The sequence below is a fragment of the Mesorhizobium sp. M7A.F.Ce.TU.012.03.2.1 genome, assembly GCF_004006095.1.
Taxonomy (GTDB): domain Bacteria; phylum Pseudomonadota; class Alphaproteobacteria; order Rhizobiales; family Rhizobiaceae; genus Mesorhizobium.
Genome location: NZ_CP034779.1, coordinates 5,630,847 through 5,651,497, shown reverse-complemented (window position 1 = coordinate 5,651,497; position 20,651 = coordinate 5,630,847). Strand labels below are relative to the sequence as shown.

Here is a 20,651-nt window from a genome sequence, read left to right as displayed (position 1 = left end):
CCTCGCAAACTGGTCAGGTGGCAGTCTTGCCACTCCCCGACATGGGCGGCAATCCGTACCGAGGGAATTCTCTGCCAAATAGACATTGCTTGCCGGAAAATCCAACCGGGCCGAGCGGCCCGGCTGGACAATCCTTCAAACTCAGCTGCCGAGAATGGCGCCTTTGATCTGACGGATGTTGTTGTGCATCATGTCGATATAGGTCGCGGCCGGGCCGTCGGGCTGCGACAGCGCATCCGAATAGAGCGTGCCGCCGACCTTGATGCCGGTTTCGCTGGCGATCTGTTCGATCAGGCGCGGGTTGGTGATGTTCTCGACGAAGATCGCAGCCGCCTTGTCCTGCTTCACTTGATTGACCAGTTTGGCGACGTCTGCGGCGGATGGCTCGGAGTCGGTCGAGATGCCTTGCGGAGCGAGGAAGGTCAGGCCGTATGCGTGTTCGAAATAGCCGAAGGCGTCATGCGAGGTGATGACGACGCGTTTGCTCTCCGGGATTGAGGCGATCGCCGCTTTCACTTCGCCTTCGACCGCGTCGAGCTTCTTCGTGTAGGTGGCGGCATTGGTCTGGTAGCTGACGCAGCCTTCCGCATCCGCCGCGCAGAAAGCCTCGGCGATGTTCTTCACGTAGATCCTGGCATTGGCGATCGACTGGAAGGCGTGCGGATCGGTGACCGTCTTGCCGCCGCCGGTGCCGGCACCTTCGGCCGCGTCGGCATCGGCGAATTCAGGTTTGAAATCGATCGGCGTCACGCCCTTGGTCAAGGTGATGATAGACGCCTTGGTGGCGCTGGCATCGACCAGCCGCTGCAGGAAACCTTCGAAATGCAGGCCGTTGACCAGAACGATGTCGGCCTTGGCCATGGCCACCGCATCGGCCGGGCTAGGCTCGTAGACATGGGCGTCGCCATCCGGCCCGACAATGGTGGTGACATGGATACGGTCGCCGCCGACATTTTTGGCGAAATCGGCAATGACGGTGAAGCTGGCGACCACTTTCAGCGGTGCCGCCAAGGCCGACGATGCGCCAAAGGCGGTTAATGTTATAACGCTCATCGCCAGGGCGGCATGGATCGATTTCAGCATAGACGGGTCTCCTTCTAGGGGCGGGGATCAGGCCGTTCTGTGACGGTGATGGATGATGCGCGCGCGCAGAATGCCGCGCGTGCCAAACAGGATCGAGGCGAAATAGACGACGCCGGCCGACAGGATGATGGCCGGGCCGGATGGCAGCGACGCGTGATAGGACAAAAGCAGCCCGGCGACGCAGGACGCAAAGCCGATCAGCACCGCCAGCACGCACATCGGCTCGACGCGAACTGTCCAGAAGCGGGCGGCTGCGGCCGGCAGCATCATCAGCCCAACCGACAGAAGCGTGCCGAGTGCCTGGAAGCCGCCGACAAGGTTTAGCACGACAAGGCCGAGGAAGATGAAATGCACCGGACTGCCGAGCCGGCTGACCGAGCGCAGGAACAGCGGGTCGAGGCATTCGGCGACCAGCGCCCGCCAGAAGATGGCGAGGCTGACCAGCGTCACCGCGACGATGCCGCCGATCAGCGTCAGGGCCTCATCGTTGAGCGCCAGCACGGTGCCGAACAGCACATGCATGAGATCGACGCTGGAACCGCGGATCGAAACCATCAGCACGCCGATGGCGAGCGAAATCAGATAGAACGCCGCCATCGAGGCGTCCTCGCGCTGTATGGTGAAGCGCGAGACGGCGCCGGCGCCGAGCGCGACGATGACGCCGGCGATCAGGCCGCCGATGGTCATCGGCAGGATCTCCAGCCCATAGAACAGGAAGCCGGCGGCCGCGCCGGGCAGGATTGCATGCGCCATCGCGTCGCCCGACAGGCTCATGCGCCGCAGCATCAGGAAGACGCCGATAGGGCAGGCGCCGAGCGACAGCATCAGCGAACCGATCAAAGCCCGCTGCATGAAGCCGAAATCGGCGAAGGGCGCGATGACAAGACCGTAAAGCATGTCCATCAGGCAGCCCTCGGTCCGACGCCGTGTCGATGGTCATGGTGATCGTGGCCATGGTGATCGTCACCATGAGCGTCCTCGCCCGGCTCGCACCAGGGTGCATTTTCTTCCCAGGCTTCGTGGAAGCGGCGGGCGCGCAACAGGTTGTCAGGTTTCAGCGTTTCCCTGGTTTCGCCCCAGGCGATCGGCTGGCGGGCGAGAAGCAGCGTTTCGGGGAAATTCTGCCGCACCAGGTCCAGATCGTGGACGACAACCATGATGGTGCGTTCCTCGCCGTGCCAGTGCTTGATCAGGGCAATGAGGTCGCCGACCGTCTTGGCGTCGACGGCGTTGAAGGGTTCGTCGAGCAGGATGAGGTCGGCGTCCTGCAGCAGGACGCGCGCAAACAGCGTGCGCTGCAACTGACCGCCCGACAGCGTGTCGATCGGGCGCTTTTCAAAGCCGCCGAGGCCGACCGCCATCAGCGCCTTGCTGACGTCATCGCGATCTTCCTTGGTGTAGCGGCCAAGCAGGCCGCGTCGTGGCCACAGGCCGAGCGAAACCAGATCGACCACCCGTGCCGGAAAGGAGCGGTCGAGCTCCGATTGCTGCGGCAGATAGGCGGCACGTACACCGGGCGCGCGGATAACCTCGCCGGCCATTGGCTTCAGGACGCCGACAATGCCTTTCATCAGCGTCGATTTGCCGGAGCCATTGGCGCCGACCACAGCGGTCAGCGAGCCCTTGCGGATGGTGCCGTCGAGATGATGGATCGCCGGATGGCTGCCGTAGCCAAGCGTCAGGTCGCGGAATGTCAGGCAGGTATTTGTCATTCTGCGATCCGTAGGCGGCGAAATCCGGCTGCTGGCAGCGGCCGATTGGATATGTGATGTTATTACATTAGTCAACAAGCCAATCCGGCGGAATTGCGGCCGCGGGGCAACTTGCCGTGTGTGCATGCCATATGCCGTTGGCCCAAGGGGATTTGACCTGGCGACCTTGCCCCAAGCCGGCCGCGACTCTAAAGAAGCGCAACCGTCACAGGAAGGAACCATCCAATGAGCATTCGTCGCATCGATGTCGGCCCGCGCATGAGCCAGATCGTCATCCATGGCAATACCGTCTATCTGGCTGGTCAGGTCGGCCAGCCAACCGGCAACGTCGCTTCGCAGACCAGGGACATCCTGGCGGCTGTCGACGAATTGCTGGCCAAGGCTGGCTCCGACAAGACCAAGATCCTGCAGGCGATCATCTGGCTGGCCGACATGAGCACCTTTGCCGAGATGAACGCGGAATGGGACAAGTGGGTGCCGCAGGGCAACACGCCAGCCCGTGCCACCGGCGAAGCAAAGCTCGCCACCCCGGACTATCTGGTCGAGATTATTATTACCGCCGCGATTTGAGTTTTTACCCTCCCCCTTGTGGGGAGGGTCGCTGCAAAGCAGCGGGGTGGGGGTCGGCGCCGCACCCCCACCCCGTTTCGCCACCATTGCTTCGCAATGCCGGCTCGCCGACCCTCCCCACAAGGGGGAGGGTGAAGAAAGACTACCCCTGCGGCCTGAACCTTGCCACCAGCGTGTGGCTCTCGGCCGCGTAGGTAAAGCGCACATGGGTGACCGGATGTTCGGCGCTCCATGTCCGTCGCTCGACCACCAGGCACGGCGCGCCGGCTTCGATGTCGAGTGCGGCCGCTATATGTCTGTCGGCGGCGACAGCGCGAATCCGGTGCTCGGCTTCGCTCCACGGCACGCGGCCGATCAGCCATGGTCCTGGTGCGATGGCCACGAATTCCACGTCTGCTGCCTCGGGTACGGCGGTGAGGTTGATCAGCCGCTGTTCATGCGCGAACGGCCGCTCGCCGGCGAAATGCCCGCATTCCAGCGCCACAACCGGTCCGGCCAAGCCCAATTCCAGCAGGGCGCGATCCTCGGCGCTGCTGCGCCTTTTGTGCCGAGCGACGCGCTCGTAGCGGTAAGGCAAGCCGAGCGCTTCGACCTCGATGCGGATATCGTGGATTTCCAGCACCGCCGCTTGCGACTGCGGCCGGCGCACAAAGCTGCCTGAGCGGCGGCGTCGTTCGATCAGCCCGGCCTTGGCAAGCTGTGACAGCGCCTTGTTCACCGTCATGCGCGAGCAATTGTATTGCACGCTCAGTTCGTGCTCGAACGGGATGCGATGGCCGGGCGCCCAGGCACCGGACGTGATCTTCTCGCTAATGTCGGTCAGGATGCGCTGGTGCAGCGAGCCGCCACCTTCCGCTACCACTGTGCCGGCCATGCTCATGCCGAAAGCGCCGTCATCACGCTGCGAAACCGCTCGGCGATAGCCTCTCGCTCCACATGCCTGCCGCCGCTGACCTGCTTGAGCCCATGCACCCAGACGCAGTCGACCTTGCCGCCATTGGCGAAGATCCAGGCGTCCAGGATCGCGTCGCCGCTCTTGCCGGCCAGCGAGAGATTTTTGGGATCGAGCGAGACGAGATCGGCGGATGCGCCGGCGGCGATCTGCGAGATGCCGGCGCCAAGGGCGACGCTGCCCCCGTCCAGCGCGGCATCGAACAGCGCCCGGCCGGTCGAGCCGCCCGCGACCGCCAGCACATTGCGGGCGCGGTGGGCGAGGCGCTGTGAATATTCGAGCTGGCGCAATTCGTCGGGCAGGCCGATGAGCACGTTGGAATCGGAGCCGACGCCAAAGCGGCCGCCATGGTCTCTGAACAGTGGCGCGGCAAAAGTGCCGTCACCGAGATTGGCTTCGGTGATCGGGCAGAGACCGGCGATGGCGCCGCTCCTGGCCATGGCAACGGTTTCAGCATCGGTCATGTGCGTGGCGTGGATTAGGCACCAGCGCTTGTCCACCTTGGCATGGCCAAGCAGAAATTCGACCGGCCGCGCGCCCGACCAGGCAAGGCAATCCTCGACCTCTTTCACCTGCTCTGCAATGTGGATGTGGATAGGCCCATCCGGCGCTAGGGCAGTCACCTCAATCAGTTCTTCCGGCGTCGCGGCGCGAAGGCTGTGCGGAGCGACGCCGACGACAGCCTGATTCAACGCGCGAACCGATTCGCGGCATTTCTCAACAAGCCGCGAGAACCGATTCACATCGTTGATGAATCGCCGCTGGCCTTGGTTTGGCGCGGCGCCGCCGAAAGACGAGTGCGCATAGAACACTGGCAGCAGCGTCAGGCCGATACCTGTTTCGCCGGCCGCCGCCGCGATGCGCTCGGCCATCTCGGCAAGATTGGCGTAGGATTTTCCATCCCGGTCGTGATGTAGATAGTGAAATTCGCCGACGCGGGAAAAACCGGCCTCCAGCATCTCGACATAGAGTTGTGCGGCAACCGCCTCGACCTGATCGGGTGTCATCGACAGGGCGAAACGGTACATCACCTCGCGCCAGCTCCAGAAACTGTCGGCGGAGGGGCCGCGAAGTTCGGCAAGGCCGGCCATGCCGCGCTGGAAGGCGTGGCTGTGCAAATTGGGCATGCCGGGCAACAGGATCGCGTGGCGTTCGTCGCCGGCTGCTGCTGCGGCGCCAGGCTGAACGGCTGTAATGCGTCCCTCGGCCAGGGTGAGCCGCACATTATCGCGCCAGCCATCGGGAAGGAGCGCCTGTTCCGCAAAGATCGCTGCCACTTTTCTCTCCGGTTCTCTGTCTCTCATGCGATGATGGCACTTGCAGTGCGTTTCAATATGTATATACATAATCGTCATCGATTGAAACGGAAAAGATGATGGCTGGACAGAGCAAAAGCCGGGCAGGGGATCTTCGTCTGTGGCGCAATGCGCGGCTAGCGACAATGGCCGACGGGTCTGCCGGACTTGGCGTCGTCGAACATGGCGCGGTCGCTGCGCGTGACGGCCGCATTGTCTATGCCGGCCCCGAGTCGGAGCTGCCCCCAACACTTGCCCTGGCCGCAGAAACGGTCGATTGCGAGGGCCGCTGGATCACGCCTGGCCTGATCGACTGCCACACCCATCTGGTCCACGCCGGCAACCGCGCCAACGAATTCGAGATGCGGCTGGCCGGCGCCACCTATGAAGAGGTCGCCCGGGCCGGCGGCGGCATTGTTTCGTCGGTCAAATCCTTGCGCGCTGCCAGCGAAGACGAACTGGTCACTCAATCGCTGCCGCGCCTCGATGCGCTGATCGCCGAAGGCGTGACCACCGTCGAGATCAAGTCCGGCTATGGCCTCGACCTCGAAAACGAGAAGAAATCGCTGCGTGCAGCCCGCCAACTGGGCGCGCAACGGGCGGTGACGATCCGCACCACCTTCCTCGGCGCTCACGCGCTGCCGCCGGAAGCCAAGGGCGACAAGGACTACTTTATCGATCTGGTCGCCAATAAGATTCTTCCATCGGTTGCCGCCGAGGGGCTGGCCGATGCCGTCGACGGTTTCTGCGAAGGCATCGCCTTTTCGCCGGAACAGATGGCGCGCGTCTTCGATGCGGCCAAAGCAGCAGGCCTGCCGGTCAAGCTCCATGCCGACCAGCTGTCCAACCTGCATGGCGCCGAACTCGCCGCCCGTTACGGTGCGCTGTCGGCCGACCATCTCGAATACACCGATGATGCCGGTGCAGCGGCGATGGCCAAGGCCGGAACCGTGGCGACGATCTTGCCCGGCGCCTACTATTTCATTCGCGAAACCAAGAAGCCGCCGATCGGCCTGTTTCGCCAGCACGGCGTCAAGATGGCTGTCGCCACCGACAACAATCCCGGCACTTCGCCGCTGACCTCGCTGCTTCTGACCATGAACATGGCCGCGACCCTGTTCGGCCTGACGGTCGATGAATGCCTCGCCGGCGTCACCCGCGAGGCCGCCCGCGCGCTTGGTTTGCTGGGTGAAACCGGCACGCTGGAAGCCGGAAAATCCGCCGACCTGGCGATCTGGGACATCGAGCGCCCCGCCGAACTCGTCTATCGCATGGGCTTCAACCCACTGCATGCCCGCATCTGGAGAGGACAATGACCGAACTGACCCTGAAGCCCGGCAATGCGACGCTGGCCGACTGGCGCGCCATCTATCGTGGCGCCGTGCCCAAGCTGGACAATGCCTGCCGGCCAAAGATCAAGGCGAGCGCCGAGGCTGTCGCCAGGATCGTTGCCAAGGGCGAGCCGGTCTATGGCATCAACACCGGCTTCGGCAAACTGGCCAGCGTCCGCATCCCGGCCGAGGATCTCGAGACCTTGCAGCGCAACATCGTCCTGTCGCACGCCGCCGGCGTTGGCGAGCCGATGCCGGTTGCTGTCTGCAGGCTGATGATGGCGCTGAAGCTCGCCAGCCTGGCGCAGGGCGCGTCGGGCGTGCGGCCGCAAACCATCGAATTGCTGGAAGCAATGCTGGCCAACGACGTCATCCCGGTGGTGCCGGCGCAAGGTTCCGTCGGCGCCTCCGGCGACCTCGCCCCGCTGTCGCACATGACGGCGGTGATGATCGGCGTCGGCGAATGCTTCACCCCGCATGGCCGTTTCCCGGCCAAGGTCGCCTTCGTCTCGCATGGATTGGAACCGGTGACGCTGGGCGCCAAGGAGGGCCTGGCGCTGCTCAACGGCACCCAGTTTTCGACCGCCTATGCGCTGGCCGCCTTGTTCGAGGCCGAAGTGCTCTACCAATCGGCGCTGGTCGCCGGTGCCCTGTCGACCGACGCGGCAAAAGGGTCCGACGCCCCCTTCGATCCGCGCATCCATGTGCTGAGAAAGCATCCCGGCCAGATCGAGACGGCCGACGCCCTGCGCAATCTGATGGCCGGCAGCGCCATCCGTGAATCGCATCGGGTTGGCGACGAACGCGTGCAGGATCCGTATTGCCTGCGCTGCCAGCCGCAGGTGATGGGCGCTGCACTCACCGTGCTGCGCCAGGCGGCCGACACGCTGGGCACCGAAGCCAATGGCGTCACCGACAATCCGCTGATCTTCGCCGAGGATGACACCGCGCTTTCCGGCGGCAATTTCCACGCCGAGCCGGTGGCCTTCGCCGCCGACATGATCGCGCTCGCCATCTGCGAAATCGGTTCGCTGTCGGAACGCCGCATCGCCATGCTTGTCGATCCGGCGCTGTCCGGCATGCCGGCCTTCCTGACGCCGAAGCCCGGCCTGAACTCCGGCTTCATGATCCCGCAGGTGACGGCGGCGGCGCTCGTTTCGGAGAACAAGCAGAAAGCCTATCCGGCCAGCGTCGATTCGATCCCCACCTCGGCAAACCAGGAAGACCATGTTTCGATGGCCGCGCACGGTGCGCGCCGGCTGATCGGGATGGTCGAGAACGCCACCGCCGTGATCGGCATCGAATTGCTGGCCGCGGCCCAAGGCTGCGATTTCCATGCGCCGCTGGCCTCGAGCGACGCCCTGGAGGCAGTGCGCAAGCTGGTCCGGGCCGAAGTGCCGCATCTCGACAATGACCGCCATTTCCACCCCGATATGGAAAAAGCCATCGCCATGGTGCGCAGCGGTGCGGCCATCGAGGCCGCCGGCGGCGTGGCTCTGCCGTCGGTTTCCGGAGCGATGTGATGGCAAGCGCGCCCTGGCTGACGGTCACGCCCGGCACAGCGCCGTTGCTGGTGTCGATCCCGCACACCGGCATCGACCTCGCCGGCCTTGAGAATCGGCTGGTCTCGCCCTGGCTCGGCCGCCGCGACTGCGATTGGTGGATCGATAATCTCTATGACTTTGCTGCCGGCCTCGGGGCGACGGTGGTGCACACCGCGATCTCGCGCACCGTCATCGACGTCAACCGCGATCCCTCCGGCGCCTCGCTTTACCCCGGCCAGGCGACGACCGGCCTTTGCCCGACCGAGACTTTCGATGGCGATCCGCTCTATCGCGAGGGCGAAGAACCGGGGCCGTCGGAGATCGACGAGCGTCGCGAGAAATTCTTCGTGCCCTACCATGCCGCCTTGCAGGTCGAGATCGACCGGTTGCGTGGCCTGCACGAAAAGATCGTCCTCTATGACTGCCACTCGATCCGTTCAGTGCTGCCGCGCCTGTTTGAAGGCACGCTGCCGGTTTTCAACCTCGGCACCAATGACGGCAGGAGCGCCGATCCGACGCTGCAGGCGATGGTCGGCCAGATCATGGCCGAAACCGGTGAAACCTTTGTCATCAACGGCCGCTTCAAGGGCGGCTGGATCACACGCCATTTCGGCCAGCCGCAACAAGGCGTGCATGCGCTGCAGATGGAACTCTCCAACCGCGGCTATATGCGCGAGCCAGATGGCAAGGGTACGCCGGACAATTGGCCGGTGCCCTATGACGCCGAGTTCGCAGCACCGATCCGCGCCACGCTGCGGAAAATCCTCGAGACCGCGACATCCTGGGCGCGCGTCTGACATCAGGTCCTTTATGGAGTGACGCCATGAACAATCCTCGCCACAACATCCGCGAAGTCCGCAGCCCGCGCGGCACCGAAATCAGCGCGCGCTCCTGGCTGACGGAAGCGCCGCTGCGCATGCTGATGAACAATCTCGACCCGGATGTTGCAGAAAATCCCAACGAGCTGGTCGTCTATGGCGGCATCGGCCGGGCGGCGCGCACCTGGAACGACTTCGACCGCATCGTCGCCTCCTTGAGGACGCTGGCCGATGACGAGACTTTGCTGGTCCAGTCCGGCAAGCCGGTTGGCGTGTTCCGGACCCACCCGGACGCCCCGCGCGTGCTGATCGCCAACTCCAATTTGGTGCCGCACTGGGCGAATTGGGAAAAGTTCAACGAGCTCGATAAGAAGGGCCTGATGATGTACGGCCAGATGACGGCCGGCTCGTGGATCTACATCGGCACGCAAGGCATCGTGCAAGGCACCTACGAGACCTTCGTCGAGGCCGGCCGCCAGCACTATGGCGGCAATCTCAAGGGAAAATGGATACTGACCGGCGGTCTCGGCGGCATGGGTGGCGCCCAGCCGCTCGCCGCCGTCATGGCCGGCGCCTGCTGCCTGGCGATCGAATGCAACCCGGACTCGATCGATTTCCGCCTGCGCACCCGCTACGTCGACGAGCGCGCCGACACGCTCGACGAGGCGCTGGAAAAGATCGAACGCTGGACCAAGGCCGGCGAGGCGAAATCGGTCGGCCTGCTTGGCAATACGGCCGAGATCGTCCCGGAAATGTTCCGGCGTGGCATTCACCCCGATATGGTCACCGACCAGACCTCGGCGCATGATCCCATCAACGGCTACCTGCCGAAGGGCTGGACGATGGCCGAGTGGCGCGAGAAGCGCGTCAGCGACCCCAAGGTGGTCGAGAAGGCGGCACGCGCTTCCATGCGCGAACATGTCGAGGCGATGGTGGCGTTCTGGAACGCCGGCGTGCCGACGCTCGACTACGGCAACAACATCCGCCAGGTGGCCAAGGAGGAGGGGTTCGAGAACGCCTTTGCCTTCCCCGGCTTCGTGCCGGCCTATATCCGCCCGCTGTTCTGCCGTGGCATCGGGCCGTTCCGCTGGGCAGCCCTTTCCGGCGATCCTGAGGATATCTACAAGACCGACGCCAAGGTGCGCGAACTGACGCCCGGCAACACCCATCTGCACAATTGGCTCGACATGGCGCGCGAGCGCATCGCCTTCCAGGGCCTGCCGGCGCGCATCTGCTGGGTCGGCCTTGGCGACCGCCACAGGCTCGGACTCGCTTTCAACGAGATGGTGGCCAAGGGTGAGCTGAAGGCGCCTGTCGTCATCGGCCGCGATCACCTCGATTCCGGCTCGGTCGCCTCGCCAAACCGCGAAACGGAATCCATGAAGGACGGCTCGGACGCTGTGTCCGATTGGCCGCTGCTCAACGCGTTGCTCAACACGGCGTCCGGCGCCACCTGGGTGTCGCTGCACCATGGCGGCGGCGTCGGCATGGGTTTCTCGCAGCACGCCGGCATGGTCATCGTCGCCGACGGTACGCGGGACGCCGCAAGGCGCCTGGAGCGGGTGTTGTGGAACGATCCGGCGACCGGTGTCATGCGCCACGCCGATGCCGGCTACGACATCGCCGTCGAATGCGCCAAGGAGCACCAGCTCAACCTGCCCGGCATTCTCGGGTGAGAAACGTCCGGCCGCAGGCAGGCGAAAAGCCGCGGAATCGGCTTTTCGAGTTTCGAACGCCCGTAGCCATAGCGGAGGGCTAGGCATGCGCATCCTGCGGGCAGCCGAATACCGGTCGATGCCGTGGAAGAACGGCGGCGGCGTGACGACGGAAATCGCCGTCTCGCCCACCGGTGCCGGGCTCGACGATTTCGACTGGCGCGTGTCGATGGCGCGCGTCGAATCGAGCGGTCCTTTCTCGCAATTTGCCGGGATCGATCGCACCCTTGCCGTGCTCGAAGGCGAGGGCATCGTCCTCGATATTGCCGGCCACCCGCCGACATCCATAAACAGGACGACTGCCCTGTTTTCTTTCCCTGCCGACGTGCAGACCTCGGCCGCGCTGATCGGCGGACCGATCACCGATCTCAATGTCATGACCCGCCGAAGTCGGACGACGCATTCGGTCGAACGCCTGGTGATTTCGGCCCCCGCGGAAATCCGGACTGAAGCCGGCACAACGCTCATCCTGTGCTTGAACGGCGACGTCAGCGTGCCCGCCGCTGAACCGGTCCGCCTCGGTCCGCTCGACACGTTGCTATCCGGTCCGGTCAGCACCGGCCTGCTCGTCCAACCCGCCCACGAGGCAACGCTGTTCGTGATCCGGATCGGGTCTGTCGCCGGCAACGATTAACGCTTGTTTCCAAACATGATCGCGGCACCGGCGAAATATAGCGTAAGCTGCTGGCGGCATCACGAAAAAGCCTGAATCCTCTCCGCCGATCTGGCCTGGCGGGAAGTGGGGTGCTTGTCTTTGAGTTTTGCTGAGAGACGTCGCCCTGTCGTGGTGCGGAAACAAACTTTCGGCAAGTGGGGTTTATGCAACCAATTGCATTTGAACCGGTTTTAGGGCCATTGCCGTGGCGGTGACGCCGCTCAGTGCCCGCTTACGGAATTTTCAATGAATATTCAGACGACTCCTGCCCAAATCGAGAAGACAAGCGCGAGCTTCCCGGCCATCACGGAAGAGCCGATTCGCTCCAACTACCTGCCCGAAGAGCGCCTTCGGCTGCTTGGCGAAAGCCTGGCAAAAGGCGACCTCACCGATCTGTTCGGCCTGACGCCCTTCGATTTTCAGGCGCGTGTCCGCGACAGCGCCAAGAAGATTTTGGAAGTCTACCGGTCGACCAATGCGGCGCAGGCGAGGGGCGAGACGATCACGCCGGCGGCACAATGGCTGCTCGACAACAATTACCTGGTCGAAGAGACCATTTTCCAGGTCAAGCGCGACCTGCCGCGCCGCTTCTATCGTCAGTTGCCGACGCTGAAACTGCCTGACAACGGCAGCGTGCCGCGCGCGCTGGCGCTGGCCTGGACCTATGTGGCGCATTCAGACAGTTCCGTTTCGGCGACGATGTTCAAGTCCATCGTTCAGGGTTTTCAGTCGGTCGAGCCGCTGAAGATCGGCGAACTCTGGGCGCTGCCTTCGCTGTTGCGCTTCGTCCTGATCGAAAATCTCCGCCGGCTGGCCGTCAGGGTCAATCGCACCCGCCAGATGCGCCAGATCGCCAACGATGTGGCCGACAAGGTCCTGGCGACCGACGACAGCGCCGACCGGCAGTCGATCCTGTCCAATTTCAGCGCGCATGCGCAGGACACCACCTTCGCCACCCAACTGCTCTACCGCCTGCGCGATGGATCGCAGAATGCCGGCAAGGCTCTGGAATGGCTGGAAGGCGAGCTCGAAAAGACCGGCTCCGATGCCGAGGAAATCATCATTTCCGAACATCACACGCTGTCCAGCGGCAATGTGACGACGGGCAACATCATCCGCGGCCTGCGCCTCATCAACGACGTCGACTGGACGGTGTGGTTCGAAGGCGTCAGCCGCATCGACACCGTGCTGCGCGAGCGCACCGATTTCGCCGCGCTCGACTTCTTCTCGCGCGATCAGTACCGGACCGCGATCGAGGAATTGGCGCGCCGCTCGAACCTTTCGGAATATCGCGTTGCCGAGATGGCCATTGAGTTGGCCGGCCACGCCGCCAGCGATGGTGACGGCGACGTCGTTTTAACCGGGTCCGCCCACACCGATGTCGGCTTCTTTCTCGTCGGCCCACGCCGGCTGGAGCTGGAGAAGGCGATCGGCTATCGGCCCACCATCAGCCAGACAGTCAAGCGTGCCTTCCGCAAGACCGGGTGGCTCGGCATCGTCGTGCCCGTGTTTGCGCTGACGGCCCTGCTTCTCGTCCTTTCCGGCAACGCGCTTGCCAATCTCGGCCTGTCGGTGCCCTCGATCGTCCTCATGCTGGCGCTTTTTGCCGTGCCGGCCAGCGAGGGCGCGCTCGCCTTCTTCAACACGGTCGTATCGCTGTTCCTGAAACCGACGCGTCTCGTCGGCTACGATTACCGGCACGGCGTTCCGCCCGAGGCGCGCACGCTGGTGGTGGTGCCGTCGCTGATCGGCTCGCGCGACGACGTCGAGGAAAACATCCGCAACATCGAGGTGCATCATCTCGCCAACACGGCCGATGAAATCCATTTCGCGCTGCTGTCGGACTGGCCAGACTCGAAGACCGAGATCGATGCGGCGGACACCGAAATCCTCGAATTCGCCCGTACCGAAATCGCTCGTCTCAACGCCCGCTATCCGTCCGAAGGCGCGCCGCGTTTCTACATCCTGCACCGGCGCCGGCTGTTCAATGCGGCGCAAGGGGCCTGGATGGGCTGGGAGCGCAAGCGCGGCAAGCTGCACGAGCTCGATCTTCTGCTGCGCGGCGACAGCGACACCACGTTCCTGCCGCTCGACGTGCCGCTGCCGGAGAACGTCGTCCATGTGATGACGCTCGATGCCGACACGCGCACCACCCGTGACGCGGTCGCCACTCTTGTCGGCAAGCTTTGCCACCCGCTCAACCGGCCGCATTTCGACGCCAGCAAGCGCGTCGTCACCGCCGGCTACGCGATCCTGCAGCCGCGCATCACCGCGTCGCTGACCTCAGGCGACGATGCGTCGTTCTTCCAGCGGGTCTTTTCGGCCAATCGCGGCCTCGACCCTTATGTCTTTGCCGTGTCTGATCTCTACCAGGACGTCTTCGGCGACGGGTCCTTCACCGGCAAGGGCCTCTATCATGTCGACGCCTTCGAGGCCGCCCTGCAGGGCCGCATCGAGGAGAACACCATCCTCAGCCACGATCTGCTGGAAGGCGCGCTGGCGCGCGCGGCGCTGGTCACCGACGTCGAACTGGTTGAGGACTATCCGACCCGCTACTCGGTGGACGCCTCGCGCCACCATCGCTGGGCGCGCGGCGACTGGCAGTTGCTCGGCTTCATGCTCGATCCGCGCTCCGGCGTGCCGGCGCTGTCGCGCTGGAAGATGATCGACAATCTGCGCCGCTCGCTGACGCCGATCTTCTGGGTGATGGCGGCGATCGCCGGCTGGACGCTGCTGCCCTTCACGCAAGCCGCGCAATGGCAGGCCCTGCTGATCCTCAGCCTGTTCATGGCGCCGACATTCGACATCGTCAACGCCATCCTGCCCAAGAGCGGCGACCAGACGCCACGCGGCCATTTCTCGGCCCTGGCACGCGACGTCGCCTTCGGCACCGCCATGGTGGCGCTGAAAATCGTGCTGATGGCGCACAATGCCTGGATGATGGGCGATGCCATCGTGCGCACGCTCTACCGGCTGTTCGTCAGCCGCCAGAACCTTTTGGAATGGCGCACCGCCTCGCAGGCGCACAAGGCGGGCGACAACGATGTCGGGTCGTATTACGGCATGATGTATGGCGCCGTGATCATCGGCTTCGTCGGCCTTGCCATTCCGGTGTTGGCCGATTCGACCGGCGCCTTCGTCGCCTTCTTCTTCGCCCTGTTCTGGATTGGCTCGCCGGCCATCGCCAGCTGGATCAGCCGTTCGGCTGAAACCGAGGATCGGCTGCGCATATCGCAGGCCGACATCCATACGTTGCGCACGGTGGCGCGGCGCACATGGCATTATTTCGAAAGCTTCGTGACGGCAGAGCATCACCATCTGCCGCCGGACAATTTCCAGGAAAGCCCGGCGCCGGTGGTGGCGCCACGCACCTCGCCGACCAATATCGGCGTCTACCTGCTGTCCGTCGTTTCCGCCCGCGACTTCGGCTGGATCAGCCTGTCCGACGCCATCACCCGCATCGACGCCACCATGGCGACGATCGAGGGCATGCCGCGTGAGCGCGGTCACCTCTTCAACTGGTACGACACGACGACACTGAAGCCGCTCTATCCGCTTTACATCTCGGCTGTCGACAGCGGCAATCTCGCTGGCCATCTGGTGGCGGTGGCGGCGGCCTGCGCCGAATGGGCCGAAGCACCTTCCGTCCATCTCCAGGGCGATTTCGAAGGCATTCTCGACACGGTCACCATCCTCAGCGAAAGCCTCGATGATCTGCCCGACGACCGCCGTCAGTTGCGCCCGCTGCGCCAGCGTCTCGCCGACCGCCTCGACGGCATGCGGCGCGCTGTCGACACCATCAAGGCGCAGCCCGAAATGGCGTCGATCCGCACCATCAACCTGGCTGTGCTGGCCGGCGAGATCCGCAAATTGGCCACCGCCATCCATACCGAGGCGGTGTCGCCCCAGAGCGACGTTATCGTCGACTGGGCGGCAAGGCTGGAAGCCACCTGCGAAGCGCACGTCCATGACGCGCACAGCGACGACAATGCCGTCGAGGCGCTGCGTGCCAAGCTGCTCACCTTGCGCGAGCGCACGCGCCGTTACGCCTTCGAGATGGATTTCTCCTTCCTGATGCGGCCGGAGCGCAAGCTGTTGTCGATCGGCTACCGGGTCGAGGAACACCAGCTCGACGAGAGCTGCTACGACCTTCTGGCTTCCGAAGCGCGGCTGACCAGCCTGTTCGCCATCGCCAAGGGCGACCTGCCGACCGAGCACTGGTTCCGGCTTGGCCGGCCGATCGTCGAAATCGGTTTCCAGGGCGCCCTGATGTCCTGGTCCGGCTCGATGTTCGAATATCTGATGCCGCCGCTGGTGATGAAGGAGCCGCAGGGCTCGATCCTCAACCAGACCAGCAAGCTGATCATCAAGCGCCAGATCCAGTATGGCCGCCAGAAGAACGTGCCGTGGGGCATTTCGGAGGCCGCCTACAATGCGCGCGACCGAGAACTGACCTACCAATACACAAATTTCGGCGTTCCAGGCCTCGGGCTGAAGCGCGGCCTTGGCCAGAACACGGTGATCGCGCCCTACGCCACCATACTGGCGGCCCAGTTCAATCCGCGTGAAGCCGTGCTGAATCTCGCCCGATTGCGGGAGATCGGGGCGCTCGGCCGCCACGGCTACTACGATGCCGTCGACTTCACGCCGCAGCGCGTGCCGGAAGGCACGGATCATGTCGTCGTCCAGAACTACATGGCCCATCATTCGGGCATGTCGATCGCGGCGGTTGCCGACGCCATCTTCGAAGGTCGCATGCGCGACCGCTTCCACAGCGATCCGGTCATCGAATCGGCCGAACTCTTGCTGCAGGAGAGGGCGCCGCGCGACATCCCGACCGCGACCGTCAGGACCGAGGCCGACGAACGCTCCAAGGACGAGACCGAAGTCGACAGCCCCGACACCCGCATCGTGCTCAATCCGCTGCAGTCTCTGCGGTCGACCAACGTCATGTCGAACGGCCGCTATTCGGTGATGGTCACCGCGACCGGCTCGGGCTACAGCCGCTGGGGCGATCTCTCCGTCACACGCTGGCAGCCGGATCCGACCGAGGACCGGCTCGGCTCCTACATCTTCCTGCGTGACGCCGGCACCGGCGATTGGTGGTCGGCTACGGCCGAGCCGAAGCGCGCCGCCGAGGAAAAGGCGCAGACCTTGTTCTCCGACGACAAGGCGAGCTTCGTCAAATCCGTGGGCACGTTGCGCTCCGAGGTCGAATGCATTGTCATCTCGGAAGGCAATGGCGAGGGTCGTCGGGTCACGCTCTACAATGACGGTCCGTCCGACCGTCACATCGAAGTGACCTCCTTTGCCGAACTGGTGCTCGGCCTGGAGGCGTCCGACAACGCGCATCCGGCCTTCTCGAAGATGTTCGTGGAAACCGAAATCTCTGCCAACAACGCGGCGATCTTCGCCACGCGGCGCAAGCGCGAGACCAGTGAGCCCGATATCGCCATGGTGCATTTCGTCACCGATCCGTCCGGATCGGCGCGCGATGCCGAGGCCGAAACCGACAGGCGCGCCTTCATCGGCCGTGGCCGTACCATCGTCGATGCGGCCGCTTTCGACCCGGGCGCCAGGCTGGGCGGCCACTCAGGCTTTACGCTCGATCCCGTCGCCTCGCTGCGCCGCCAGGTGCGCGTGCCGGCCAACAAGAAGATATCGCTGACCTTCTGGACCGTCGTCGGCGCTGGCCGCACCGAGCTGGACGAAGCCATCGCCCGCCTCGACCATCCGGAGAGCTTTGCCCGCCAGGCCATGCTTGCCTGGACGCGCAGCCAGGTGCAGACCCGCCATATGGGCCTCAGTCTGACCGATGCCGCCAATGTGCAGAAGCTGGCGCGCTATCTGATCTATCCGGATCCGTTCCTGCGTCTTCCCGCTGAATCCATCGCCTCGGGGCTGGGCAAGCAGTCGAGCCTGTGGCCGACAAGCATTTCCGGCGATTTCCCGATCTTCCTGGTCAGGATCGGCGACGTCGCCGATCTCGAAATCGTTGCCCAGGCGCTGCGTTTCCAGGAATATATGCGCACCCGCGGCATGATGATCGACTTCGTCGTCGTCAACGAGCAGGCGTCCTCCTATGTCCAGGACCTGCAGCGGGCGGTCGAGACGCTGTGCGAAAACAGCCGCCTGCGCGGCAAGGAGCTCGGACCTCGCCAGCACATATTCGCGGTGCGCCGCGATCTCATGGACGAGACCACCTACAAGACGCTGCTCGCTGTCGCCCGGGTGGTCCTGCACACGCGCAACGGCACCATCTTCGACCAGATCGAGCGCGCCGAGGCCGCGGCTCTGCAGGCGCGCGACGCTCTGGCAGCATTGCCAATTCCGCGTGAATTGCCGTCGCCGACACCCACGACGCATACTCCTGCCTCGCAGGCAGTGGCCAATGTCAGCGCCGATGGAAGCGGTCTCAGCCAGTGGAACGGCTTTGGCGGTTTCGACGGCGACGGGCGGCATTATGTCGTGCGCCTGGCCGGCCGCCGCACGACGCCGCAGCCGTGGATCAACGTCGTCTCCAACGCCTCGTTCGGCTTCCATACCTCCGCCGAGGGCGCTGCCTTCACCTGGAGCCGAAACAGCCGCGACTACCAGTTGACGCCGTGGTCGAATGATCCGGTCTCGAACCGGCCGGGCGAGGGCCTCTATATCTACGATCAGGCCAGCGGCAAGGCATTCTCGCCGCTCGCTGCCGTGGTGCGCGATCCCACGATGACCTACGAGGCTTGGCACGGCCAGGGTTTCTCGACCTTCCGCTCGAAGCGCGGACCATTGTCGATGGATCTCACCCATGTCGTCGATCCGGTCGATCCGCTGAAGATCTCGCGGCTGCGCATCCAGAATTCCGGTTCGGTGCCGGCGCGGCTGCGTGTCTATGCCTATGCCGAATGGGTGCTCGGCGGGCACCGGTCGCGCACTGCGGCAACCATCGTCCCGTCGCGGGATGCCGCCAGCGGGGCGCTGCTGGCACAAAACCCCTACGGGCTGGATTTCGGCGAGCGCGTTGCATTCCTCGCGGCTGACGGCGGCGTTCATTCGGTGACGACAGACCGGACGGAGTTCCTGGGCCGGCATGGCTCCAGCGAGCTGCCGCAGGCGGTGCTGAGTGGTGCAGCGCTGTCTGGCCGTGTCGAGGCCGGCGACGATCCATGCGCGGCGATTGCCCGCGACGTCGAGATCCCGGCTGGCGGCGACGTGACGCTGCTCTGGCTGCTCGGTGACGCCGAGTCCGCCGAGGAGGCGAGCGCGCTGGTGCAGGAGCATAAGGTCAAGGACTTCGACCAGCGGCTGACCGACAATGAGCGCGAATGGCGCGGCTTCCTCGACACCATCCAGGTCGAGACGCCTGACAAGGCGCTCGACGCCATGGTCAATCACTGGCTGCCCTATCAGAGCCTGGCCTGCCGCATCCGTGCCCGCTCCGCCTTCTATCAGGCCAGCGGTGCCTTCGGCTTCCGCGACCAGTTGCAGGATACGCTGGCGCTGCTGGCGCATGACCCGCAACTGGCGCGCGACCAGATACTCAATGCGGCACGGCGGCAGTTCCCCGAAGGCGACGTGCAGCACTGGTGGCTGCCGCGCACGGGTGCTGGCGTACGCACGCTGATCTCCGACGACGTGGTCTGGCTTGCCCACGCCACGGCGCGCTATTTGCTGGTCACCGGCGATGCCACCATCCTCAAGGAGCAATTGGCGTTCATCGATGGACAGCCGCTGGGCGATGGCGAGCACGATGCCTTCTTCACCCCGGAAATCTCGAAGAAGACGGCGTCGCTCTACGACCATTGCGCGCGTGCGCTCGATCTCGCCATCAAGCGCAGCAGCCCCGCGGGCCTGCCGCTGATCCTCGGCGGCGACTGGAACGACGGCATGAACCGCGTCGGCGAGCACGGCAAGGGCGAGAGCGTCTGGCTCGGCTGGTTCCTGCTGAAGACGCTTGGTGATTTCGCCCCCGTCGCCAAGGCCGAGGGCGACGCTAAGCGAGCACAGGCCTGGGCAAAGCATGCCGATGTTCTGAAGCGGGCGCTTGAGAGCACCGCATGGGACGGCGAATGGTACCGGCGCGGCAGTTTCGACGACGGCACCCCTTTGGGGTCCCGCAACTCGCAGGAGTGCAAGATCGACTCGATCGCCCAGTCCTGGAGCGTGCTTTCGGGAGAGGGCGATCCGGCACGGTCGACCACCGCGATGGAGCAAGCAACGAAGCTGCTTGTGGACGACAAGCTGAAGATCGTCAAACTTTTCACGCCGCCCTTCTCGAAGACGGAGAAGGACCCGGGTTACATCAAGAGCTATCCGCCCGGTGTGCGCGAGAATGGCGGCCAGTACACCCATGCCGCCACATGGTTCGTCATCGCGCTCGCCGAGATGGGACAGGTCGACGAGGCCTATCGCTGTTTCTCGATGCTGAACCCCGTCAACCATGCGACCGACGAGGCCACGGCCGAGCACTATCGTGTCGAGCCCTATGTCGTGGCGGCCGATATCTATGCCGGGGACGACAATGCCGGCAACGGCAAGGGCGGCCGTGGCGGCTGGACCTGGTACACCGGCTCCGCCGGCTGGCTCTACAGGGCTGCGGTCGAAGGCATTCTGGGCATCGAGCGGCGCGGCAAGCGTGTCCAGTTCAAGCCGAAGCTACCCAGACACTGGGATGGGTACTCGGCAAATCTCAAAATGCTGGGGGCGGAACTCAAGATTCGCGTGATCCGCGACAATAAGGCCAAGGCCGTGTCGCTGGAGGTGAATGGGGCAAAGACCAAGGGTTCGGCAGTCGAACTGAAGGACGGCGAAGTTGCCGAGGTGGTCATCAGGATCCCGGCCTGATGCATGTTGCTCAAAAACTATGCGCTCGGGCCTGGGATCTTGGGCGCGACTTTTGCCGCCACGGCGGGATGAGAGGCCGTCCCGCCCGGCGTTGCCGCCTGCCGATTGAAGGACATGCCACCGAGGAGTGCATGAAATCAAAGGCTT

Annotated in this window: 12 protein-coding genes; 7 read left to right on the top strand and 5 right to left on the bottom strand. The window is 64.4% G+C overall.

Annotation, left to right across the window (positions count from 1 at the left end; genetic code table 11):
- Positions 1-141 precede the first annotated feature (141 nt).
- Genes aztC through aztA form a run of 3 tightly spaced genes read right to left on the bottom strand, consistent with a single transcriptional unit; the run spans position 142 to position 2,795 of the window.
- On the bottom strand, positions 142-1,083 hold the full coding sequence (gene aztC, locus EJ079_RS28040) for a zinc ABC transporter substrate-binding protein AztC (RefSeq protein WP_127396745.1): 942 nt from the start codon (positions 1,081-1,083) through the stop codon (positions 142-144).
- Positions 1,084-1,110: 27 nt separating this feature from the next.
- Positions 1,111-1,986 carry a zinc ABC transporter permease AztB gene (gene aztB / locus EJ079_RS28035; RefSeq protein ID WP_031212890.1) on the bottom strand — a complete coding sequence of 292 codons (876 nt, stop codon included), beginning with the start codon at positions 1,984-1,986 and terminating at the stop codon, positions 1,111-1,113.
- Positions 1,986-2,795 (bottom strand): zinc ABC transporter ATP-binding protein AztA, encoded by an 810-nt coding sequence (gene aztA / locus EJ079_RS28030; RefSeq protein ID WP_127322948.1) that lies wholly within the window; start codon positions 2,793-2,795, stop codon positions 1,986-1,988. The genes aztB and aztA overlap by 1 nt, the downstream gene beginning before the upstream one ends.
- Positions 2,796-3,020: 225 nt before the next feature.
- Between aztA and EJ079_RS28025 the strand changes: the two genes are divergently transcribed.
- Complete coding sequence (locus tag EJ079_RS28025) at positions 3,021-3,365, top strand: RidA family protein (RefSeq protein WP_127271894.1); 345 nt, start codon at positions 3,021-3,023, stop codon at positions 3,363-3,365.
- A gap of 142 nt (positions 3,366-3,507) precedes the next feature.
- Here the strand turns inward: EJ079_RS28025 and hutC are convergent, their stop codons facing one another.
- The gene (gene hutC, locus EJ079_RS28020; RefSeq protein ID WP_164874001.1) at positions 3,508-4,239 is read right to left on the bottom strand and encodes a histidine utilization repressor; all 732 of its coding nucleotides are present in this window, start codon (positions 4,237-4,239) and stop codon (positions 3,508-3,510) included.
- Between the two features lie 2 nt (positions 4,240-4,241).
- The gene (locus EJ079_RS28015) at positions 4,242-5,594 is read right to left on the bottom strand and encodes a formimidoylglutamate deiminase (RefSeq protein ID WP_127810738.1); all 1,353 of its coding nucleotides are present in this window, start codon (positions 5,592-5,594) and stop codon (positions 4,242-4,244) included.
- 98 nt (positions 5,595-5,692) lie between these two features.
- On the opposite strand from EJ079_RS28015, the gene hutI reads away from it, so the two are divergent.
- The 6 genes from hutI to EJ079_RS27985 all read left to right on the top strand — a co-directional run bounded on the left by hutI (position 5,693) and on the right by EJ079_RS27985 (position 20,504).
- Entirely contained in the window at positions 5,693-6,928 is a 1,236-nt protein-coding gene (gene hutI / locus EJ079_RS28010) for an imidazolonepropionase (RefSeq protein WP_127810737.1), read from the top strand.
- Positions 6,925-8,466, top strand: coding sequence for a histidine ammonia-lyase (gene hutH, locus EJ079_RS28005; protein ID WP_127810736.1), 1,542 nt, complete (start codon positions 6,925-6,927; stop codon positions 8,464-8,466). The genes hutI and hutH overlap by 4 nt, the downstream gene beginning before the upstream one ends.
- On the top strand, positions 8,466-9,284 hold the full coding sequence (gene hutG / locus EJ079_RS28000) for an N-formylglutamate deformylase (RefSeq protein ID WP_127810735.1): 819 nt from the start codon (positions 8,466-8,468) through the stop codon (positions 9,282-9,284). The genes hutH and hutG overlap by 1 nt, the downstream gene beginning before the upstream one ends.
- Before the next feature lie 26 nt (positions 9,285-9,310).
- Positions 9,311-10,981, top strand: coding sequence for a urocanate hydratase (hutU, locus tag EJ079_RS27995; protein ID WP_127810734.1), 1,671 nt, complete (start codon positions 9,311-9,313; stop codon positions 10,979-10,981).
- An 85-nt stretch (positions 10,982-11,066) separates the two neighbouring features.
- Positions 11,067-11,654 carry a HutD family protein gene (locus EJ079_RS27990; RefSeq protein ID WP_127810733.1) on the top strand — a complete coding sequence of 196 codons (588 nt, stop codon included), beginning with the start codon at positions 11,067-11,069 and terminating at the stop codon, positions 11,652-11,654.
- 267 nt (positions 11,655-11,921) lie between these two features.
- Positions 11,922-20,504 (top strand): glucoamylase family protein, encoded by an 8,583-nt coding sequence (locus tag EJ079_RS27985; RefSeq protein ID WP_127810732.1) that lies wholly within the window; start codon positions 11,922-11,924, stop codon positions 20,502-20,504.
- Positions 20,505-20,651: the final 147 nt, after the last annotated feature.